Source organism: Pseudomonas sp. CK-NBRI-02, assembly GCF_008124495.1.
GTDB lineage: Bacteria > Pseudomonadota > Gammaproteobacteria > Pseudomonadales > Pseudomonadaceae > Aquipseudomonas > Aquipseudomonas guariconensis.
On the sequence record NZ_VSJH01000003.1, the window covers coordinates 152,566 to 171,568 of the forward strand.

The 19,003-nt window shown below is 61.5% G+C and carries 18 protein-coding genes; 9 read left to right on the forward strand and 9 right to left on the reverse strand.

Features of this window, described 5'->3' with window-relative positions; genetic code table 11:
- Window positions 1-451 precede the first annotated feature (451 nt).
- Entirely contained in the window at window positions 452-685 is a 234-nt protein-coding gene (locus DQ397_RS03285; protein ID WP_043213600.1) for a hypothetical protein, read from the forward strand.
- Window positions 686-991: 306 nt separating this feature from the next.
- On the opposite strand, the gene DQ397_RS03290 is transcribed toward DQ397_RS03285, so the two are convergent.
- Both DQ397_RS03290 and DQ397_RS03295 read right to left on the reverse strand, forming a co-directional pair.
- Entirely contained in the window at window positions 992-1,903 is a 912-nt protein-coding gene (locus DQ397_RS03290) for an HNH endonuclease (protein ID WP_238556632.1), read from the reverse strand.
- A gap of 266 nt (window positions 1,904-2,169) precedes the next feature.
- Window positions 2,170-3,207, reverse strand: a complete 1,038-nt coding sequence (locus tag DQ397_RS03295; protein ID WP_043213648.1) for a diguanylate cyclase — start codon at window positions 3,205-3,207, stop codon at window positions 2,170-2,172.
- A gap of 230 nt (window positions 3,208-3,437) precedes the next feature.
- Between DQ397_RS03295 and glsB the strand changes: the two genes are divergently transcribed.
- Window positions 3,438-4,346: a glutaminase B gene (glsB, locus tag DQ397_RS03300; protein ID WP_043213650.1), complete on the forward strand. Its 909-nt coding sequence runs from the start codon at window positions 3,438-3,440 to the stop codon at window positions 4,344-4,346.
- Between the two features lie 74 nt (window positions 4,347-4,420).
- On the opposite strand, the gene DQ397_RS03305 is transcribed toward glsB, so the two are convergent.
- From DQ397_RS03305 to DQ397_RS03335, 7 genes are all read right to left on the reverse strand, one after another.
- Window positions 4,421-4,891, reverse strand: coding sequence for a hypothetical protein (locus DQ397_RS03305; protein ID WP_043213602.1), 471 nt, complete (start codon window positions 4,889-4,891; stop codon window positions 4,421-4,423).
- 40 nt (window positions 4,892-4,931) lie between these two features.
- Window positions 4,932-5,825, reverse strand: a complete 894-nt coding sequence (locus DQ397_RS03310) for a hypothetical protein (RefSeq protein ID WP_148921470.1) — start codon at window positions 5,823-5,825, stop codon at window positions 4,932-4,934.
- A 133-nt stretch (window positions 5,826-5,958) separates the two neighbouring features.
- The gene (locus DQ397_RS03315) at window positions 5,959-6,726 is read right to left on the reverse strand and encodes a hypothetical protein (protein WP_043213605.1); all 768 of its coding nucleotides are present in this window, start codon (window positions 6,724-6,726) and stop codon (window positions 5,959-5,961) included.
- A gap of 221 nt (window positions 6,727-6,947) precedes the next feature.
- On the reverse strand, window positions 6,948-7,991 hold the full coding sequence (locus DQ397_RS03320; RefSeq protein WP_043213606.1) for an MBL fold metallo-hydrolase: 1,044 nt from the start codon (window positions 7,989-7,991) through the stop codon (window positions 6,948-6,950).
- A 17-nt stretch (window positions 7,992-8,008) separates the two neighbouring features.
- Complete coding sequence (locus DQ397_RS03325) at window positions 8,009-8,431, reverse strand: hypothetical protein (RefSeq protein ID WP_052352486.1); 423 nt, start codon at window positions 8,429-8,431, stop codon at window positions 8,009-8,011.
- A gap of 7 nt (window positions 8,432-8,438) precedes the next feature.
- Window positions 8,439-10,049: a hypothetical protein gene (locus DQ397_RS03330; protein ID WP_043213608.1), complete on the reverse strand. Its 1,611-nt coding sequence runs from the start codon at window positions 10,047-10,049 to the stop codon at window positions 8,439-8,441.
- A 237-nt stretch (window positions 10,050-10,286) separates the two neighbouring features.
- Window positions 10,287-10,976 (reverse strand): GntR family transcriptional regulator, encoded by a 690-nt coding sequence (locus tag DQ397_RS03335; RefSeq protein ID WP_043213610.1) that lies wholly within the window; start codon window positions 10,974-10,976, stop codon window positions 10,287-10,289.
- A 142-nt stretch (window positions 10,977-11,118) separates the two neighbouring features.
- On the opposite strand from DQ397_RS03335, the gene DQ397_RS03340 reads away from it, so the two are divergent.
- The 7 genes from DQ397_RS03340 (at window position 11,119) to DQ397_RS03370 (ending at window position 18,867) form a co-directional block, all read left to right on the forward strand.
- The gene (locus DQ397_RS03340) at window positions 11,119-12,201 is read left to right on the forward strand and encodes an ABC transporter ATP-binding protein (RefSeq protein ID WP_043213616.1); all 1,083 of its coding nucleotides are present in this window, start codon (window positions 11,119-11,121) and stop codon (window positions 12,199-12,201) included.
- Window position 12,202: 1 nt separating this feature from the next.
- The gene (locus DQ397_RS03345) at window positions 12,203-13,111 is read left to right on the forward strand and encodes an ABC transporter permease (protein ID WP_043213620.1); all 909 of its coding nucleotides are present in this window, start codon (window positions 12,203-12,205) and stop codon (window positions 13,109-13,111) included.
- A 4-nt stretch (window positions 13,112-13,115) separates the two neighbouring features.
- Entirely contained in the window at window positions 13,116-13,910 is a 795-nt protein-coding gene (locus tag DQ397_RS03350; RefSeq protein WP_043213623.1) for an ABC transporter permease, read from the forward strand.
- Between the two features lie 46 nt (window positions 13,911-13,956).
- Window positions 13,957-15,009, forward strand: a complete 1,053-nt coding sequence (locus DQ397_RS03355) for an extracellular solute-binding protein (RefSeq protein WP_043213625.1) — start codon at window positions 13,957-13,959, stop codon at window positions 15,007-15,009.
- A 51-nt stretch (window positions 15,010-15,060) separates the two neighbouring features.
- Entirely contained in the window at window positions 15,061-16,260 is a 1,200-nt protein-coding gene (locus tag DQ397_RS03360) for an amidohydrolase family protein (RefSeq protein WP_043213626.1), read from the forward strand.
- Window positions 16,257-17,750 (forward strand): amidohydrolase family protein, encoded by a 1,494-nt coding sequence (locus DQ397_RS03365; RefSeq protein ID WP_043213628.1) that lies wholly within the window; start codon window positions 16,257-16,259, stop codon window positions 17,748-17,750. The genes DQ397_RS03360 and DQ397_RS03365 overlap by 4 nt, the downstream gene beginning before the upstream one ends.
- 208 nt (window positions 17,751-17,958) lie before the next feature.
- Window positions 17,959-18,867 carry a hypothetical protein gene (locus DQ397_RS03370; RefSeq protein WP_052352487.1) on the forward strand — a complete coding sequence of 303 codons (909 nt, stop codon included), beginning with the start codon at window positions 17,959-17,961 and terminating at the stop codon, window positions 18,865-18,867.
- The last annotated feature ends 136 nt before the right edge of the window (window positions 18,868-19,003 follow it).

The following is a 19,003-nucleotide window of genomic DNA, read 5'->3' on the forward strand; positions in this document are numbered from 1 at the left end:
GAAGATCGTAAGAAAAATCTATGTACTCTGCATGATTTTTGCGCATGGCCTAGAAGTTACAGCTGCCTTCCAAGCTAGAAATCGCTATTGAGATGTTCACTGAGCGTGCTGTTGATGAAACGTGGTGCAGCTACTTGCAATAGCTGCGGTGGGTTGGATCAGACTTTCCCACTTCCCTGTAGTCCCTTTCCCAAACATACTTCTACCGCCTTCCAGCCCATTGCTGTCGCTCCATCAGCGCTCTAGTCTCGCCGGGTCGTTGCAAATTCAACGACCGGTTTTGACAGGCCGACTCTGATTTTCGGACCACAGCGCATCGCTTTATGGCAGCTGTCGTGGGGCACTTCGGTGCGCCGAGTTCCGATATCCTCGGTCTGTCAACCCGCGTACAGCTGCCACCCATTTGTTTGACAGCAGAGACGTGGCAGCTTCATTGATATCGGAGTTTGTCATGCTCAAAATCGTCCCCGACCCACCCATACCATCCGAATCCCTCACCACCCTCGAAGAGATCCTCATCCAGATTTCCGAATACCTCGTCTGCGCCCTGACCGTGTCCCAGCACAGCGTCCAGCTTCACGCCAAGCCTCCCGGCCAGGTCCTGGCCTTGGCAGCCATGCACGAAATCGAGCGCGCCCACGCTTTGGCGGAGATGGCGCTGAGTCGTGTGCAGGCGCAGCACTGATCACTTGTAGTCCGTTTCCCAAATGACGCGAGTTCCCTCGTAAGCCTGGCTAGATGATCTAGCCTCGCAGTGTTCGTGTTCTTCATCGACCAGGGCTGGCCAGGCTATGGGCAGAGATTTGCGTAGGGTTGCGCAGGTTGGTTTGGTCGCTCTGGTTGATGTTGAGCGACGAGCCCTTGAATCAGTGAGCGCCTCTGGTGGATACCCAGGGGCGCTTTTTTTTGCGTTGAGGGCAAGTGATGAAAGGCGGGGATCGCCTTGCGGGCCATCGCGGCACAAAGACGCTTTTACACAGGGGGCGTGCAATTAGCGGGCTGCAATCGCGTTGAAGCGAAACGCCAGCGCTCGGAGGCTAGGGCGGTCTGCTTCGTTTTCCGGCAGATACAAGGGTTGGCCTTCCAGCGAAACGTATTCGCTCTGCTTCAACGCGTCGGCGATGCCAATTCGCATATCGCTTGGGTTGACCCATAACAGCCCTAAGTCGAATAGGGTATGCACGTCAGCCCTCAGTAACAGCCCATTGGTGACTACGTTGGTTTCATCGCCGAGGTAGGGGTGGATATGGGCTGCTTCCAACACCTGCGGCAAGGTGCAGCCTGTCATGGCGCAGCGGCCTTTGTAGGCCTTGAGCAGTTGCTTTCGGAATTGAGGTTGGCCGCGTCGCCGAACGATCGACGCCAGGGTGCGCGTGCGCGCGTCGCTCAGGTCATCGGGATTGAAGGCGCCTTGGGTTTCCAGTGCTTGCTCGATCGTTACCGGAAGATCTTCTCCAGCCGCGACTGGTACACGCTTCAATACGAACGATGTCGGTCGACTGCCTTCACTGCTTTCACACGTGAAAACACCCTCGTACCGAAAACCCGCATTGGGATGTTCGTACTTCGCCTTGCGATAGAAAACCAGCAACTCCAGGCCTCGCTGACGATGCTCCAGAATGAGGGCATCGGTTCGCCCCAGGGTTTGTCCTTGCATGCGAAGGGTGTCGCCTTCCAGGGTGTCTTCGTATTGGGTTCTGTCAGACGTCTTGTGTTCGGTGATGAACAGCCAGACAGAGTCGTACCCCTTCGGGCGGAAGATCCCGGTGTTGAGCGTGGCGTCGTGAATGTCGAAGCGTGCCTTGAGGTCCGCTCGGCTGTAAACGCTGCCTGGCTCCAACTGCTGCGATGTGAATACGCTGGGTGAGATTCCGTTAGGTGGAAGAGTGGAGGGCAGCGTCACGAGGGCATCCTTGCAAGCGAGGGCAGGGGCCTACATTTCGGCGCTGCCAGGGATGCCCGATACCTTACTTCCTTCAGAATTAATGAGGAAGCATGTAGGAGAATTCTCTAGTTACAGATGGCAGATGGATAGGCGCCTCTGGTGGCTGCCAGAAGCGCTTTTTTGTGCCCGTACCGCAAATTAAGCACCGAGTAGCCCATCACGACAAAAGCCCGCTACCACACGTAAAGCGTTTACCTTTGGCGTTGAATGTCAGCCTGCCGCCCTCACACCGGCGGCCTGACATACACAACCTGGTCACGCCCATTCTGCTTGGCGGCATAGAGCCCTTTGTCGGCGCGCTCCAGTGCGTCATCGATTTTTTCACCCGGGGCGAAGAGGGTGCAGCCGATGCTCACGCTAACCTTCAACTGAGTGCTGGGCAGTTGCATCAGGCTGCTGCCGACCTGTTCACGAATGCGCTCGGCAATCCGCTTCAGTTCTTCGTTGTCGTTGACCTGCAAAATAGCGACGAATTCTTCTCCGCCGTGGCGCACGAGCAGGTCGTCGGGGCGAAGGGCGGCTCGCAGGCGGCGTGCACATTCACAGAGCACTTTGTCTCCGCTTGCATGGCCGTACTTGTCGTTGATGGATTTGAAATGATCGAGGTCTGCGTAAATCGCAGCCAGGCGTAAGCCACTGGCTGCGGACATGCGCCGTTGGTGCTCTTCAAACGCGGTCAACGCGCCGCGGTTCCACAGTTGTGTCAAAGGGTCGAGCAGCGCTTTACGGTGCTCTCGATCCATTTCAAGGCGCAGGTCGCGGTTGGCCTGGGCCAAGGCGCGCATTTGCAGATAGCCCTCCGCGAGGGTGGCCAGGTCCTTGAAGTTCGCTTTTTGGGTGTCGCTGAGCACGCGGGGGCGGGGGTCGAACATGCACAGCGTGCCGATGGCCTTGCCGTTGCCAGCGCGTAGCGGGTGGCCGGCATAGAAGCGGATATGGGGCGCGTTGAGCACCAGCGGATTGTCAACGAAGCGCTCATCGTACCTGGCGTCGGGGACCATCAAGGTATCTTCACCGAGAATGGCGTAGCCGCAGAAGGAAATACTCCGTGTCGTTTCGCTTACCTCGAGCCCGATTCGGGCTTTGAACCACTGCCTGTCCTGGTCGATGAGGCTGATGAGCACCGTGTCCACGTGGGCCAGATCTTGGGTGAGCCGTACTAAGGTATCGAGGTAGTGCTCGGCTGGGGTATCGACCAGGTTCATGTCATCGAGGGCGCGCTGGCGAAGCGCTTCGTCAACGGGCAAAGGGCAAGCTGGCATGTTCAATCTCCCATTCCTTGGTTCACGGCTTCCGGAGTTGGCAAGGTGCAGTTTCTGTTCGTTCGTCAAACCAAGCACAGCATAGGTCATGGCATCAAGACTACGACAGTAAGGACACGCCCTGAACGCCCGTCATCCATTTCTTCGCGAACATGTGATTTCTCCCACTCGATTGTCGTCAAGAATGCCACCCCTCGCTGTCGTCTGGGGGACTGATGACTGGGCCTTCCATGCAAACGCTGTTGAACGAAATTCTCGACGAAGTGCGTCCCTTGATCGGCAAGGGCAAAGTGGCTGATTACATTCCCGCGCTGGCCGATGTGCCCGCGAACCAGCTGGGCATCGCGGTCTATGGCAACGATGGCAGTTATTACTGCGCAGGCGACGCGCTGGTGCCTTTTTCGGTGCAAAGTATTTCCAAGGTGTTCAGCCTGGTCCAGGCGATCGAGCACTCGGGTGAGGCGATCTGGGAGCGGCTGGGTCATGAGCCTTCGGGCCAGCCGTTCAATTCCCTGGTGCAGCTGGAGTTCGAGCGCGGGCGTCCGCGTAACCCATTCATCAATGCCGGAGCGCTGGTGATCTGCGACATCAACCAGTCGCGTTTCGCCGCGCCCACGTTGTCGATGCGCGATTTCGTGCGGCGGTTGTCGGGCAATCCGCACATTGCGATCGATACCCGGGTCGCTGACTCGGAGTATCAGTTCCGCGCGCGCAACGCGGCCATGGCTTATCTGATGCAGTCATTCGGCAACTTCCATAACGAGGTCGAGACGGTGCTGCGCAGTTATTTCAGCTACTGCGCGCTGCAAATGAACTGCCTGGACTTGGCCAAGGCGTTCTGTTTCCTGGCCAACGATGGGTTCTGCAAGCACAGCGGCAACCAGATTCTGACCCAGCGCCAGACCCAGCAGGTGAACTCGATCATGGCCACCAGCGGGTTGTATGACGAAGCCGGAAACTTCGCCTACCGCGTGGGCTTGCCCGGCAAGAGTGGCGTAGGCGGCGGGATCGTTGCGATCGTGCCGGGGCAGTTCACGGTCTGCGTGTGGTCACCGGAGTTGAACGCCGCAGGCAACTCGCTGGCCGGGATGGCGGCGCTCGAGTTGCTCAGCTCAAGGATCGGCTGGTCGGTGTTCTGATCGGCACTCGGCCGCAACATCTTTACAGCACGACAGCTTGAGGGCTGTCGTGCTGTAAAACCTCGCCACGCAGCCTACCGCCAGTAGTACCCTGAACACTCATGTTGAAGCGCCCCCGGGAATTCCCAGTTTCGAATCAGGTACTGCTCCGCACCCGGCAGCGCGCAGTCGATATGGCGGCGATTGAGCGCCGGTTTGTGCGCTGCAATCAACACCGACTCCACGGCGCGGATTGCTTGCGCGGTGAGCTGTTGCCCCTTTTCAAGGGTGCCCAGGGAGACCGAGAGATTGGCGTGATACCAGAAGCGGCCCTTTAGATGCTCCCCCAGCCGCGCCCGAAAAGACCGGCCAGTGGCGGACATTTTCGTCTCGCCAATGTACAGAAGTACATCCGGTCCATAGACCGGATGACGCCCATAGAGGCAGTAGAACCCGGTGCGCTGAAAGTCGTCTGCCTCTGGAAGCCCATGCACCTGGATGTTGGCGTCATAGTGGATCTTGATCCGATCGGACCAGGAGATATCGACAACGGTGAATTCGGTCATGGGATTCTCTGGGCAGGGATCGAGTAGGCGTGTTGGCGTGTCATCTGCGCTCGGGTTGGCGATAGCGATGCAGGGCATGAAGGGACAAGGCCAGGACCACGGGGATGTGCAAGGCCATGGAAATCGCGCCGATGTCGTACCAGACGTGCGCAACCGTATTGAGATAGAAGAACAGCGCAAACAGCCCGATGATCGACTGCAGCAGCAACTGCGGTTTGTCTTTTTTCAAGTGGCTGCGGGTTCTGTCGAAGGCAATGCCGCTGAACACGATGCTCAACAGGAACCCAACGATAGGGACCAGCAAGAGTGGATGCGCAGTGCCGGCGTAGGCCAGCTGGCGAGCAATTAAGGTATATGCGCCAGCCAGGAGGATCAGGGAGGAGGTCAATACAAAGGCGAACAGGTAGAAGTATCCATTCAAGATGCGCTCGAGCAGAGGCTTTTCCTGGCGTTCTTCCTCCTGTCTGTTTCTCGGCATGCTCACGGCGGCCGTCAGCAATCCTCCCCCCAGGCCTCCGAGTGTCATGGCGGTGAACGTCGTCAGCAGGCCAGCCAACTCGATCTTGCCGAGCAGCCGCTCGCGTTCGTTCTTCAATGAGGCGGCGTTCTTGGGCGGTGTAGTTGCCTGAGCAGGCGTGCGTTTCTCATCCAAGGGGGCCGGCGCTTTGAGCTCTGAGAGTTGCGCCTCCACCTCGATCAGTTGTTTCTTGGCGCTGAGGTTCCCCGCGGCAATATCCGCGGTGATGACCACCGCCCCGCAGATGGCGAAGGTAAACCCCAGCATCAGGCCACGTGCGGTGCTCAACTTCAGCGGGATGATCGCGGCGACGAAGGTCACAATGCCCCAGACGACGAGCATGTCGAAGAACGGGGTTTGTATCAGCTCGTTCCAGTTATCGAGCTTGGAGAAGTATTCCTGCTGCAGGTTGCTCAAGAGCGGTTGGATACTCGACTGCACGTTTTTGTCCGAAGGTCGCGAGAAGAATCAAGGGTTCCCAGCTAGATCGCCCACCGTTCGGAGAACTTGAGCCTTTTCGGTGCGCTGTAGAACGTTGGCCATGGCTGCATCAACGGCCGCGCCGCAACCCCGCCGCCAACGCCACGGTCAACACCACCGCCAGCACCACGGCCAAGGTAAACGTGGCCGCAATCCCCAACGTCTCCAGTAGCCCCGCCACCACCAGATAAAACGCAATCACCCCCACCGCGCCAATGGCATTGCCCCGCACCATCGCCGCCATTCCCGCGCGCCCGCCCTGCACATGGGCGAACACCACCAACGGCCAGGCGATCACCGGAATCGGCGCCAGCATCCCGCTCGCCGCCGGGCCCAGCCAGCTGGCAAAGCCGGTGGTGACCATCAGCAAGGTGGTGGCGGCCACCATGCGCAGGGGAATTTCCCAGTAGCGATGACGGGGTTTGGCCAGCAGGTCGGGCTTGGGTTCACGGTCGGTGGCGCGGATCAGCCAGGTGATCAGCGCCAGGGCGGCGGCGATCGACAGGTACAGGCTGCCGCCATGGGTGAAGGTGTAGGCGGCCACGGCATAGAGCACCAACGCCAGCAGGGCGGCCCAGCCGATGCCGGTGCGCCGGGTCGCGTACAGGTAGCAGACGTAGGTGGCTTGCACCGCCGCCAGGCCGCCCAGGGCACCGGGCACTGCGCGTAGGGTGAAGGCGCTGCCTTGTTCCAGGCACAGGAAGGTCATTACCAAGGCGGAGGTAATGGGCAAGCCGGACAGCAGCCCGCCCAGCAGGCCGCCCCAGCGTCGTGAGGCGAGGGAGACGGCCCACATTAGCAATGGGGTGACGATGAGCTTGAGGTAGAAGAGGGTCATGACGGCTCGGATGCCTTCCGTGGTAACCAATGGCCCCATTGATCAAGGGGGATTGGATTTGTCTTTCATGGTTTCGATAAGGTCGGCGATGTAGTCCTGGTGGAAGCCCGCCATGAATGACCAGAAAGCAATTTCGCACATCTCACATTTTTGACAATCCCTTCACCGCTTGCCCGATAGCAGCGGGGCTTAACCCATATCCATTGCCCTCTTCGAGACAGTCATCGCGCACTGGGCAAAGCCATTTCAGCCAGCGGCGCCGGGAGGTACACCGGAACACCCGGCCCTAGTGCTTGCTTCACTGCCTGCACCATCCCCTCGACGTCCTGGCCAATCAGCGGCTGCGGGTTTGCAGGATCATTTCCGAAGAAGTTCTCCCAATGCCCCAGCACGACCATGCGTGGGTGAGTGGTGGCGAGCAGCCGTTGGGGGTAGTCATCCACCTGCTCCCAAGAAGCGACGCAAAGAATCTCGACATCCACGGCCTTGTCGTCGGGCGAGGGCAGGGTGGGCGGCAGACCGTTGGGAGGTTGTGCGGTGCTGTCTTGGTAGTGAATCCGGTAGACAACCCGTTCGCCCTCCATCAGGTCGATCAACCACGCCATGGGCTGGCCGGGCCGCCAGCCGAAAATCGTGCTCGGCGGTTCGTCCAGGGGGGCATCGTATGTGCCCTGTATCAGGTTGATGCCGAAGATGTGCCCGGCATGCGCGTTCTGGATCGGCATCATGCGGATGTGCTTGGCGCTGGATTCGAACCATTTGCCCGGTGTCGGCGGCTGGCCGTCACCGGGCAGTTTGGCCATGCTGTCCTCGACGTCTACCAGGCGCGCCGGGTCCAGCGCGACAGTGCCGCCGTCTTTGTCCTTCATGCTCTTGAGAATATGCATGACGGTGTGTGAGCCATAGAGGGTGGCCTTGGGTGTGTGCTTGTGCATCACCCAAGGTACGTCCAGCAGATGGTCATAGTGGCCATGTCCTACCAGCAATACGGTCACGTCATCTGCTTTCGGCATGTACTTGTCGATGCGCTGCGTATTCGCCGCGACCCGAAGCGGTGGCCAGCCCTCGCGGTCGAACAGGGCGGGGTTGCTGAACGAGGGCGCGATGAGCAGGCCTTCACCCTGCCAGTGCAGCAGCCAGCCGCCAACGCCCAGGTACTGGATCTTCGGTTCGCTCAGGTTGTGCGAGCGAGTGATGTCTAGTGCCTGTGCAGTGGTGCAGAAACCGAGTAGCATAAGCAGCAAGCTGCCGAACAGCTTACCCATGATAGGCCTCCAAGGGGCTACTGCCAGACCTCGAGCGTGATTGCCCCGTGATTGTTCCAGTACATCAAGGCGGTGTCGTTGGCGAACACATCGAGCCTGCCCGCCGCCGAGGCTCGCCATCCCTCGGCCCACCGGCTGCCATCGCCGATAGCGAAAAGGCTGGCGCCGGCTCGATCGATCGCGCCAATCAACGTGAACCAGCGCGCGCCGTCCGCGTGGCAGCGCAAGGTGCCTTTTACCCACCCCAGATAAGGGCGGTCGTAGCCGTTTGCATCGCACGGGATCCACGCGTCACGCCAGGTGCCGGTGGCGCGGAAGTAGTAGCGTGCGCCTTGCACCAGGTTCACATCTGTTTTCACCCAGCGCTCGCAACTGTGCACCACTTTGCGCACCAGCAATCTCGAGGCACCCTGAGGCGGTTGTGCGACGTGATCGTTCATCGTTGCGTTACCGGCTGAAGGGGTTGAATTTGCTGAAGACATCGGCGGTCTGGTCGAGCCAGCCGATGATCTTCATGTCCCCGGACAGGGAGGTCGGTGGACGGGAAATGAGCGAGTCGAGCTGGATCAGCCGCTGGAAATCGACTTGCACAGGGCCATTGCGTGGTGTGACGCCATCGCGGTGGTAGAACTGCACATTGGCCCGCTGCATGATGTTGATCACCTCCTGAGCGATCAGGCCGTAGGTGATGGTGGTGGGGTGGACGCCATCGAGGCTGAACAGGCCACCGTCCTGCCGTCCCAGGGGGCCAGAGGCGAAGAAGCGGGAGTTGGGCTCCGGTTGCAGGGCCTTGAGCGCCGCTGGCAACTCGTAGGGTGTCCACCAAGTGGGGCGGGCCAGTATGTTGCTGAGGTAGCGGCGGGCGGCCAGACGATCGAGCATGCCGGCGATGTCGAGCACATACCAGTCCTTGCCGGCCTTGCGCTGTTGCCGCACGGCATCGCTGATCACATCGTTGTACTGGTCGATCGCGCTGTCGATGGCGCGGGCCTGGTTCTCGGTAATTTTCGGGTCATGCGCTGCGTTGAATTGTTGGTCGTTGATCCATGGGCGCGTGTAGTAGGGGAAGTAGCGCGAGGTGTCTTCCACTTGTTTTTGCACCCCGCGTGCTACGGGTGCAATGGTCACATGGGGGACGTTGATGAGAATCACGTGTTGGGCGTTGACCTGCTCAATCTGCTGCACGAGCAATTGGTATTCCGCCTCGAAATGCGTCGGTCGCCAGACCGTGTAGCGGTTCTTGGCTGGGCCTAGCTTGTTGTAGCCGGTATCGCTCCAGTTGACCTTCAATTGCGTAACCGAACCCAACACATTGTTCGCACCCAGAAACACCACCAAGGTTTCGATGCCGGGCGTCTGGCTGTTGCCACCGCTGCCCGGCAGGGCGCCTTGCTCGCCCAGTTTCATCGCTGCGTCGAGCACGGTGTCATTGTCGTCCATGGAGCCATAGACGCCGAGTGCCGCGCGGATATTGGCGTTTTCGACCACTTGCGAAAACACATTGTCCTTGGGCTTGACCATGTCGGCCCTGAGGTTTTTCGCCGTCCTGCTCAGCGCGTCCCGCACATCCCAGCCATAGACGGCCAGGTTGTGCATGATTGCATTGGTGATGGGCGCCTTGGCGCCGGGGCCGCTTTCCCAGTAGTCCTCGATCAGCGCCATCTGGTGGCGCAACTCAAAGGCGGCGTGCGGTATTTCCAGCAAGTCGATCTCCTTGCCGAACTTGAGTTCCAGCGAGCGCAGCAGGTATTCGATATTCAGCGGCAGGCCGCCGAAGCCATCGTAGAGCGGGAAGCGGAAACTGGCGTCGCAGCCTGCTTCGTAGGCAACGATCTTCGGCCAGCTGAGCCGGGTGTTGTAGATCGCGCCGCTTTGAAACCCATGGGTAACCGAGTCGCCGAGGGTGACCAGCTTGTTCAGGCTCTTGCCGGCGACAGACTTGAGCTTGACCGCGATACCCAGGGTCGGGTCCGCGTCCGGTTCGCGGGCCTCCATGCGAACGTCGACGTCTTCGGGTGTGTGGCTGTCTCTTTTGTTGGCGGGGACGATGCTGGCCATGGCTCGCTCCTTGGGTTGAGGAAGATCGGCCAACAGCGAAATGGGGGATCATTGAGTGAGGGTTTAGCCAGCCGTTTCGGCCTTGTCAAACCGGCGTGCTTGACGTGTTTCAGCGCTGAAACAGGTATGGCGCTAGGCACGCGGCGACTCTACTGGGCGAGGGGCCAGGGGGCCGTTTCGCGCCCCTTTCGCGGCACAAGGCCGCTCCTACACCTGCCTCGCGTCGCCCGGGATGGGTCACTGTGTCCCAATCAAATGCTTCAACGGGTGATACCCCTTCTTCAACTGCGCAGCCCCCTCCAGGATCGCCCGCTCGATTTCCCCCACGTGCAAGCACACCAGCTCGATCGCCGCTGCCTGGTTCCCGGCTTCGATGTACTCGATCAACCGCAAGTGCTCATTCTCCCGGCAGGTATCGCGCTTCTCGTTGTCCATCGTCGCGGCATACAACGAGGCGCGCTCCACGAGCTTGCGAAAGCAGTCCAGTAGCACCGGGTTGTTCAACGCCTGGGCCAGCTTCAAGTGAAACTCCCCGAGCAGGTGAACGAACTCGGCGTGGTCGTGGGCATGGGCGGCGGCTTCTTCTCGGGCGATGTGCTCGCGCAGGTCGAGGATGGCGCCGCCGTCGGAGCGCCGGCACAGCTCGGTGACGATGCCGATCTCGATCAGGCGGCGGGCTTGGAACAGTGCGCGGATTTCGTTCTCATCCGGCAAGGACACCCAGGCGCCGCGGTTCAGTTCGCTGGATACCAGCCCTTCGGCTTCCAGTTGCTTCAAGGCGGTGCGCACCGAGGTGCGGCTGACGCTGAACAGTTCGGCCAACGAGGCTTCGACGAGTTTCATGCCGGGGCGCAGGGCGTGGCTGCGGATGGCTTCGTAGATGCCATGGTAGACGCGCTCTACCGCCGAGCCCTGGTGTTTGTTCATTGACCGCCTCACAAGCTGAAGTGCATCGGCGGATGATGCCGCAAAACCCCCCGGGTAAAAACCGGTTGCACCGGGAATTTAAACCGGGTAAATCTGATTGCATCCAAAAATGGCATACAAAAATAAGAGGCAATGCACCATTATGGGTCACTCATCGGCTGTCGATGTTTGCAATGTCGTCAAGCGCTACCTGGACGATCCCGCGCTGCCGCCGGCACTGAACAATGTGTCGGTGAACATCGCCCACAACGAGTTCTTCACCCTGTTGGGGCCCTCAGGCTGCGGCAAGACCACGCTGTTGCGTGCCATCGCCGGGTTCGAGACGGTGAGCAGTGGCGATATCTTCCTCGGCGGCGAGCGGATCAACGACCTGCCGCCGTACCGGCGCCGGATCAACACGGTGTTCCAGAGCTATGCGTTGTTCCCGCACATGAGTGTGGCCGAGAACATCGCCTTTGGGCTCGAGATGCAGGGCCTGGGCAAACAGGCCGTGCCCAAGCGGGTGAAGGAGATGCTCGCGCTGGTGCAGATGGAGCACCTGGCCAGTCGCAAGCCGGCCGAGTTGTCTGGCGGTCAGCAGCAGCGGGTGGCCCTGGCCCGCGCCTTGGCGCCGCAACCTGCCGTGCTGTTGCTGGACGAGCCGCTGTCGGCCCTGGACCTGAAGCTGCGCAAGGAGATGCAGGTCGAGCTCAAGCGGGTGCAGCAGGAGGCGGGCATCACCTTCATCTTCGTCACCCACGACCAGGAAGAAGCGCTGACCCTCTCGGACCGCATCGCGGTCATGTCCGCGGGCAACATCATGCAGATCGGCACCCCCGGCGATATCTACGAGCGCCCGCAGCATCGCTTCGTTGCCCAGTTCATCGGCGATATCAACTTCCTGCCTGGGCAGATGCGCCCCGGCCATGACCAGCCGGTGTTCCGCCCGGCCGCCATGCCGGTGGACATTCCTTGTCTGCCGCCCAGCGGGATCGACCTGTCGCGGGTGCAACTGGCGTTTCGGCCAGAGCGCTCCAGGCTAGTGGACCCGTCGCAGCCGCATCACCTGCGTGCGGTGATCGAGACGGTGATGTACGTCGGCACCGCCACGCTGTACCGCTGCCGCCTGCCGGACTCATCACAGATCACCCTGCGCGAAAGCAACGAAGGAGGCCTGGCGCGAAACGTCGGCGAGGGCGTCGCGGTGCACCTGCCGCCCCAGGCTTGCCTGCTGATGGAGGCCTGAGATGAGCACTATCGGCTCCCAGCCGGTCGTCCGGCGTCTGCTCTTGCTCGGCCCGGTAGGGCTCACCCTGCTTGGGCTGATCCTCATTCCCCTGGCGATCATGGGCTACATCAGCTTCTTGCCACGCAACCTCTATGGCGGTGTCGACTGGCAGGCGGACTGGCAATGGCACAGTTACGTGCAGTTGTTTTTCCAGGAGGACTTCGACGGCAACCTGGAACTCAACTGGGTCTACGCCCAGGCTTTGTTGCGCTCGTTGGCCCAGGCCGGCGGCACCACGCTGTTGTGCTTTGCCTTTGGCTTCCCGGTGGCGTTGTGGATGACCAGCCTGAGCGAGCGCTCGCGCAACCTCATGGTGCTGCTGATCACCATCCCGTTCTGGACCAACCTGCTGATCCGCAACTACGCCTGGCTGATCATCCTGCGCGAGAACGGCTGGCTGGCCCAGGCAGTCAACGCGCTGTTCCCCCAGGCCGGTGGCATCACCTTGCTCTACAACGACTTCGCGGTCAGCGTCGGCCTGGTCTACAGCTTTTTGCCGTTCATGATCCTGCCGATCTACTCGACTCTCGAAAAACTCGACTGGCGTCTGGTGGAGGCCGCCTATGACCTGGGCGCCACCCGCTGGCTCGCGCTGCGCCGGGTGATCCTGCCGCTGACCATGCCCGGTGTGGTCGCCGGGGCCTTGCTGGTCTTCGTGCCCAGCCTGGGCGCGTACATCACCCCGGCGCTACTGGGCGGTGGCAAGACACTGATGGTGGGCAACCTCATCCAGCAGCAGTTCGGCACCGCGCGCAACTGGCCGTTGGGCGGCTCGCTGTCGTTCCTGCTGTTGGGGATCATGCTGCTCGCGCTGATCCTGTTCGCCCTGTACAGCCGCAAGGCGGCCAAATCCATGCATCGGGGGTAGGCGCATGATTGCCCAGCACCTCAAGAAACTGCCGTTGACCCGCGAAACCAGCCTGCTGGTCCTGGCCTACCTGTACCTGCCGATCTTCGTGCTCATCGGCTACAGCTTCAACGCCAACCGCTCGGCCACGGTCTGGACCGAGTTCTCCTTCGCCTGGTACGAACGGATCATCAACAACCCGTCCATCCAGGTGGCGGCGCTGAACTCGCTGGTGGTCGCCAGCATCGCCACGGTGCTGTCCACCAGCATCGCGCTGCTGGCGGCCCTGGCCACCTCGCGGCCGTTCTATGGCCGGCGTGTGGTGGAGGGCAGCATCAACCTGCCGTTGCTGTTGCCCGAGATCGTCATCGCCGTGGCCACGCTGCTGCTGTTCATGTCCCTGGGAATCAAACTGGGCCTGGTGACCGTCACCATCGCCCACGTGGGCTTTTGCATTCCCTTTGCCTATCTGCCGATCCGCGCACGGCTCAACGACATGGACAAGCGCCTGCTCGAAGCCGCAGGAGACCTGTACGCCAACCCGTACCAGGTGTTTCGTCGGGTGACCCTGCCGCTGCTCTGGCCGGCGGTGTTGTCGGGGGCGGTGCTGGCCTTCGTGGTCAGCCTCGACGATTTCATCATGACCTTCTTTGTCGCCGGCCCCGGCTCGACGACCTTGCCGGTGTACATCTTCTCGGCGATCCGCGCCGGGGTGACGCCGGAAATCAATGCGATCTCCACCGTCATGCTGGTGGTGTCCATCGTCCTTGTGGTGCTGTCGTACTGGCTTGGCCAGCGCGGCCGGAGCAAGGCGAACTGAGTCACGCGTGCCCCTTCGATCCCCAGTATCCGTCGTGGAGAATGCAATGAAACTCACCAACCTGCGCCGTACCTTCGCCGGCCTGTCCCTGGCCTGCCTGTTCGCCACCGGCGCCCAGGCCGAAGAAGCCAAGGTGCTGTACTTCTACAACTGGACCGACTACTACCCGGTCGAGCTGCTCGGCAAGTTCGAGAAGGAGACCGGCATCAAGGTCACCATGGACGGCTACGACAGCAATGAAACCTTGCTGGCCAAGCTGCAGGCGGGCGGCGCCAGCTATGACGTGATCGTGCCGTCGCACACCATCATGCAGTCGTTGATCCAGCAGAACCTTTTGCAGGAGATCGACGCGCCGAAGATGGCCAACTTCCAGTACGTGAAGCCAGCCTTCCGCGACCCGTCGTTCGACCCGGGGCGCAAGTATTCCGCGCCCTACCTCTGGGGCACCACGGGGTTCTCCTATGACAGCGCGCGGGTGCCCGGTGGCAAGCTCGACGACAGCTGGAAGGAGTTCTTCGAGCCGCGCAGCGAGCTCGCCGGGCAGATCGGCGCGCTCGATGCCCCGAGCTTCTTGATCAACGCCGCCGCCCACTACCTGAACATCGACGAGTGCCCCGAAACACCCCAGGAGGCCAAGCGCATCCTCGAGTTGCTGCTCAAGCAAAAGCCGATCCTGAAGATGTACAGCTCGGACAACACCGTCGATCGGATGGCCTCCGGCGAGGTCATCATGATGCAGAACTGGAACGGCTCCACCGCCCGCGCCACCTTGCAAAAGAGCACCATCAAGTACGTCTATCCGCGTGAAGGGGTGGCGATGTTCCAGGACGTCTTCGCGGTGCCCACCAGCGCGCCGCACCCGGAAAACGCCAAAGTGTTCATCAACTGGATGATGAAACCCGAGAACGCGGCGGCAGTGTCCAACGCCATCGCCTACACCAACGGCATCGAGAGCGATGCGTTGATCGACAAGAAGTGGCGTGCCATGGACGCGATCAACATGCCGCCCGAGTACGCCTCGCGCCTGCGCCTGGAAAAAGAGTGCAGCAACAACTCGCGCGAGCTGCAGGACCGCATCTGGTCCAAGCTCAAGGGCTGATCCACCCCTGGCGGCCTGCGCTGGCGGGCCGCCCCTGAACCGAGGTTTGCCATGACTGATTCCCTTCGGCTGCGCAATGTCCGCCCGCTCGGCGGCCCGGCCGTAGACCTGTACCTGCGCGACGGCCTGATCGCCGAGCGTCGGCCCGCATCCTCCGTGCCCATCGCCGCCGGCGAGGTCGACGGCGCCGGCCAACTGCTGCTGCCGCCCCTGGTGGAAAGCCACTGCCACCTGGACAAGACCCTTTGGGGCACGCCCTGGCACGTCAACAGCGCCGGCCCGACCCTGAAGGACTACATCGCCAACGAGCGGCGCGTGCTGCGCGAGATCGACGTGCCCATCGCCGCCCGTGCCGGGGCGCTGCTGGAGCAGTGCATCGCCAGCGGCTCGCTGACCTTGCGCTGCCATGTGGACATCGACCCCGAGCTCGGGCTGCGGCATGTCGAAGCCATGATGCAGGTGCGCGAGCGCTACGCCGACCTGATCGACATGCAGTTCGTGGTCTTCCCGCAGACTGGCCTGGTCTCCCGGCCCGGCACGGCGCAACTGATGCGGGAAGCCCTTGAGCGGGGCGTCGAGGTGGTCGGCGGGCTCGACCCCTGCGGCATCGATGACGACCCCATCGCCCAGCTCGAGACCGTCTTTGGTCTGGCGGTGGAGTTCGACCGTGGCGTGGATATCCATCTGCACGACAAAGGCGAGCTGGGCCTGTGGCAGATCGCCCGGATCGCCGACTACACCGAGCGTTTCGACCGCCAAGGGCGGGTGATGATCAGCCACGCCTACTGCCTGGGCATGGCGCCCTGGGAGCGGGTCGCGCCGCTGGCCAGGCGCCTGGCGGCCTTGGGCATTTCCCTGATGAGCTCGGCTCCGGCGGACTGCGCGGTGCCGCCGTTCCTCGAGCTGGACGCGGCCGGTGTCAACCTGTGCCTGGGCTCCGATGGCATCCGCGATGCCTGGTCACCGATGGGCAACGGCGACATGCTCGAGCGCGCGATGCTCTTGGCGTTTCGCTTCGACCTGTGCAAAGAGGAACACCTGGCCCGCGCTTTTGCCGCCGCCACCTGCAACGGTGCCCGCGCCTTGGGCCGCGCACCTGCGGTACTGGAGGAAGGTGCGCCAGCGGACTTCATCCTGCTCCCGGCGCAAACCCTCAGTGAGGCGGTGGTCGCACGGCCCCGTGCGCGCCAGGTGTTCAAGGCCGGCCGCTGTGTGGCCCAGGATGGCCGCTTGCTGGAGAGCCGCCTGTGAGCGCGCGCACTGGCCTGAAGGCCAGCTTCGTGGTCGGCTTCGATGGCCAGCAGCACGTGCTGTGGCGCCAGGGCGAGGTAGTGTTCGAGGGTGGGCAGATCATCTTCGTCGGGCGTGATTTCCCCGGTGAGGTGAGCCAGTGGATCGACTACGGCCATGCCGTGATCGGCCCCGGTTTCATCGACCTGGATGCCTTGGGAGACCTGGACTCCACCGTCCTCGCCCTGGACAACGGAAGCGAATGGCGCATGGGGCGCACCTGGTCCGAGCAGTATCTGCAGCGCGGGCCCCAGGAGTGCTACAGCGCCGAGGAAGAGCTGTTCAAGTACCGCTATGCCTTCGCCCAGTTGATCCGCAACGGCATCACCACGGCCATGCCGATCACCTCCATGTACTACCGGCGCTGGGCTGAGACCTACGAGGAATTCGCAGGTGTCGCCCAGGTCGCCACCGAGTTGGGTTTGCGCACCTACCTTGGCCCTTGTTACATGAGCGGCATGACCTACGCCAAGACCGACGGCTCGCCGGCCCAGCACTGGGATGAAGCCGCCGGGCTCGCGGGCTTGGCCGCCGCGGAGCGTTTCTTTCGCGACTACGACGGCCATCACCAGGGCCTGATTCGTGGGGCGCTGCTGCCGGATCGTATCGAAACCTGCACGCCCGACCTGCTGGCGCGCAGCGCCGCACTGCAGGCCGAGCTGGCCGCGCCGTTGCGCCTGCACTGCTGCCAGTCCCGCTTCGAGGTCAACCTGGTGCGCGAGTTGCGCGGTGTCAGTTCGCTGCAATGGCTCGAAGGCTTCGGCCTGCTCAACCGCAAAACCATATTGCCCCACGGCATCTACCTGGACGCCCCCGATGACCTTGCTCGGCTGCTCGAAAGCGGCGCCAGCGTGGTCCATTGCCCCGTGGTGTTCGCCCGTGAGGGGGAGGCGCTGGACTCGTTCGGCGCCTACCTCGAACAGGGCATCAACCTGGCCATGGGCACCGACACCTTCCCGGCGGACATGCTCGACAACCTGCGCCAGGGCCTGAACATCGCCCGAGTCATGGACGGCAACGCCGAGCGCACCCGCATCATCGACCTCTACAACGCCGCCACCCTCGGCGGCGCCCGCGCGCTCGGTCGCGACGACCTGGGCCGCCTGGCCCCCGGCGCGCGCGCCGACATCACTGTGTTTCGCCTGGGCGCTTTCCACCAAGGGCCGTTCTTCGACCCGATCAAGAACCTGGTCACCGCCGGGCGCGGGGACGATTGCATCGCCAGCTACATCGATGGGCGCTGCGTGATGCAGAACGGCCAGTTGCCCGGCATCGACCTGCAGGCGTTGCAGGGCAGGGCGGACCTATTGTTCCAGAAGCAGATGCAACACCACGCCCTGCGTGCCCCAGGCGAGCCGTTTTGGCGGGAGCTGTTCCATCCGGTCATCCCCTATGCGGATGCGACCAGTGCGCGGGCACCGTTGAGCGATGTCGAGCCGCCTGGCGAGTAATACCGACTCTGCATGAGTCTACGAAAGCCGCCCCAATTGGGGCGGCTTTTTTAGTGGGCGGGCGAAAAGGCGTCCAAGGGCCAGGTAGAGAGATGACGAAGCGCTTCGGAAGGCACCGACATACAGACTATCGAGGGCTCCGTACGCTGCGGGTTTTGCACGTGGCGGCTGGTTTTGCGCCATGTCGGTTCTTCAGACAGGATGCTTGATGAGACTTACACGCTTGGACGAACTCGGAGCACGCCCCTCGACCTACCTGGCGCGGATGCGCGTCGAACAACTGATAGATCTGCCTCGGCTGTTCGCGGTGATCGATGCAGACCCGGCGCTGATCGGGGCGGGGGTGGTTTATATCGATGCGCAGTACAACATCGTCAACCTGCGTAGGTTTCAGGCGGTGTGCAGTGTGGTACCGAAGCGGGTGGTGATTCAGGAGCTGAGGCGGCATGTTACGCCGCAGCAGTATGTGGAGCAGGTTCAGCGAGGTTCGCGAGAGTCCCGGCTGTTTGCGGAGGTGGCAAACGCAGGCTTGGCGTGTGCTGGCGCTATTTTAAGCGCAGTCATAATGTTTGGGGGCGTTGGCCTCAGCGCAGTGTCAGCAGGCCTCGCTTTACCGCTGTCTTACTTGAGCGCCGCAGGAGCGATGGCAGCGGGTATCCAATGCACGGCTGGCATGTTTCGGGTTGTGGGGGAGTCCTTCAGCTCCGAGGTGATTGATGTTGTAGATTCTCAAGAGTGGTATCTGACGGTATCCCAATTGCTGGATGCTATATCTCTGTTAGCCATAACAGGGTCAACGTATAACACAATTAAGTTTTTACAAGTTCGTAAAGCTTCGACGGGATTAGACTGGCTGCAGATTTTGAAGCCGCTGAGTCGCCAGCAACGTAGAGTCCTAAATAACGAACTGCAACGAATTAAACACCCAAGCCTCACTGCAAAACAGTTGAAGCTCGCTCAGCGTGCAGGAACAGTGAAGAGACGGTTGCCAGCATTAGAGATGAAACGCGCGACCACTACGCTGATAGGTGAAGTATTTACTAATGCATTAGGGATGGTCGGCAGTTCACGTATACAGGCCATTGCCGTGAGCTTAATCGAGTTTGAGCCAGAATGATGCGTGCTGAAAAAATACCTGCTGGGTTTAGGCCCTACCTGCCGATATTTTTGGCAATTTATTTTCTTACTTTTGCATCCGCCGCTGCTGCGTTGTTTGGCGTAGTCGAAACGCTAGGTGTGCGGGATGTTGGTGT

Bases quoted from the DNA above. Each gene is read 5' to 3' on its own strand.
- DQ397_RS03340 (WP_043213616.1), top strand. From the start codon at position 11,119: ATGGGTCACTCATCGGCTGTCGATGTTTGCAATGTCGTCAAGCGCTAC.
- DQ397_RS03315 (WP_043213605.1), bottom strand. From the start codon at position 6,726: ATGACCCTCTTCTACCTCAAGCTCATCGTCACCCCATTGCTAATGTGG.
- DQ397_RS03305 (WP_043213602.1), bottom strand. From the start codon at position 4,891: ATGACCGAATTCACCGTTGTCGATATCTCCTGGTCCGATCGGATCAAG.
- DQ397_RS03345 (WP_043213620.1), top strand. From the start codon at position 12,203: ATGAGCACTATCGGCTCCCAGCCGGTCGTCCGGCGTCTGCTCTTGCTC.
- glsB (WP_043213650.1), top strand. From the start codon at position 3,438: ATGCAAACGCTGTTGAACGAAATTCTCGACGAAGTGCGTCCCTTGATC.
- DQ397_RS03320 (WP_043213606.1), bottom strand. From the start codon at position 7,991: ATGGGTAAGCTGTTCGGCAGCTTGCTGCTTATGCTACTCGGTTTCTGC.
- DQ397_RS03350 (WP_043213623.1), top strand. From the start codon at position 13,116: ATGATTGCCCAGCACCTCAAGAAACTGCCGTTGACCCGCGAAACCAGC.
- DQ397_RS03330 (WP_043213608.1), bottom strand. From the start codon at position 10,049: ATGGCCAGCATCGTCCCCGCCAACAAAAGAGACAGCCACACACCCGAA.
- DQ397_RS03325 (WP_052352486.1), bottom strand. From the start codon at position 8,431: ATGAACGATCACGTCGCACAACCGCCTCAGGGTGCCTCGAGATTGCTG.
- DQ397_RS03295 (WP_043213648.1), bottom strand. From the start codon at position 3,207: ATGCCAGCTTGCCCTTTGCCCGTTGACGAAGCGCTTCGCCAGCGCGCC.
- DQ397_RS03355 (WP_043213625.1), top strand. From the start codon at position 13,957: ATGAAACTCACCAACCTGCGCCGTACCTTCGCCGGCCTGTCCCTGGCC.
- DQ397_RS03285 (WP_043213600.1), top strand. From the start codon at position 452: ATGCTCAAAATCGTCCCCGACCCACCCATACCATCCGAATCCCTCACC.
- DQ397_RS03360 (WP_043213626.1), top strand. From the start codon at position 15,061: ATGACTGATTCCCTTCGGCTGCGCAATGTCCGCCCGCTCGGCGGCCCG.
- DQ397_RS03370 (WP_052352487.1), top strand. From the start codon at position 17,959: ATGAGACTTACACGCTTGGACGAACTCGGAGCACGCCCCTCGACCTAC.
- DQ397_RS03335 (WP_043213610.1), bottom strand. From the start codon at position 10,976: ATGAACAAACACCAGGGCTCGGCGGTAGAGCGCGTCTACCATGGCATC.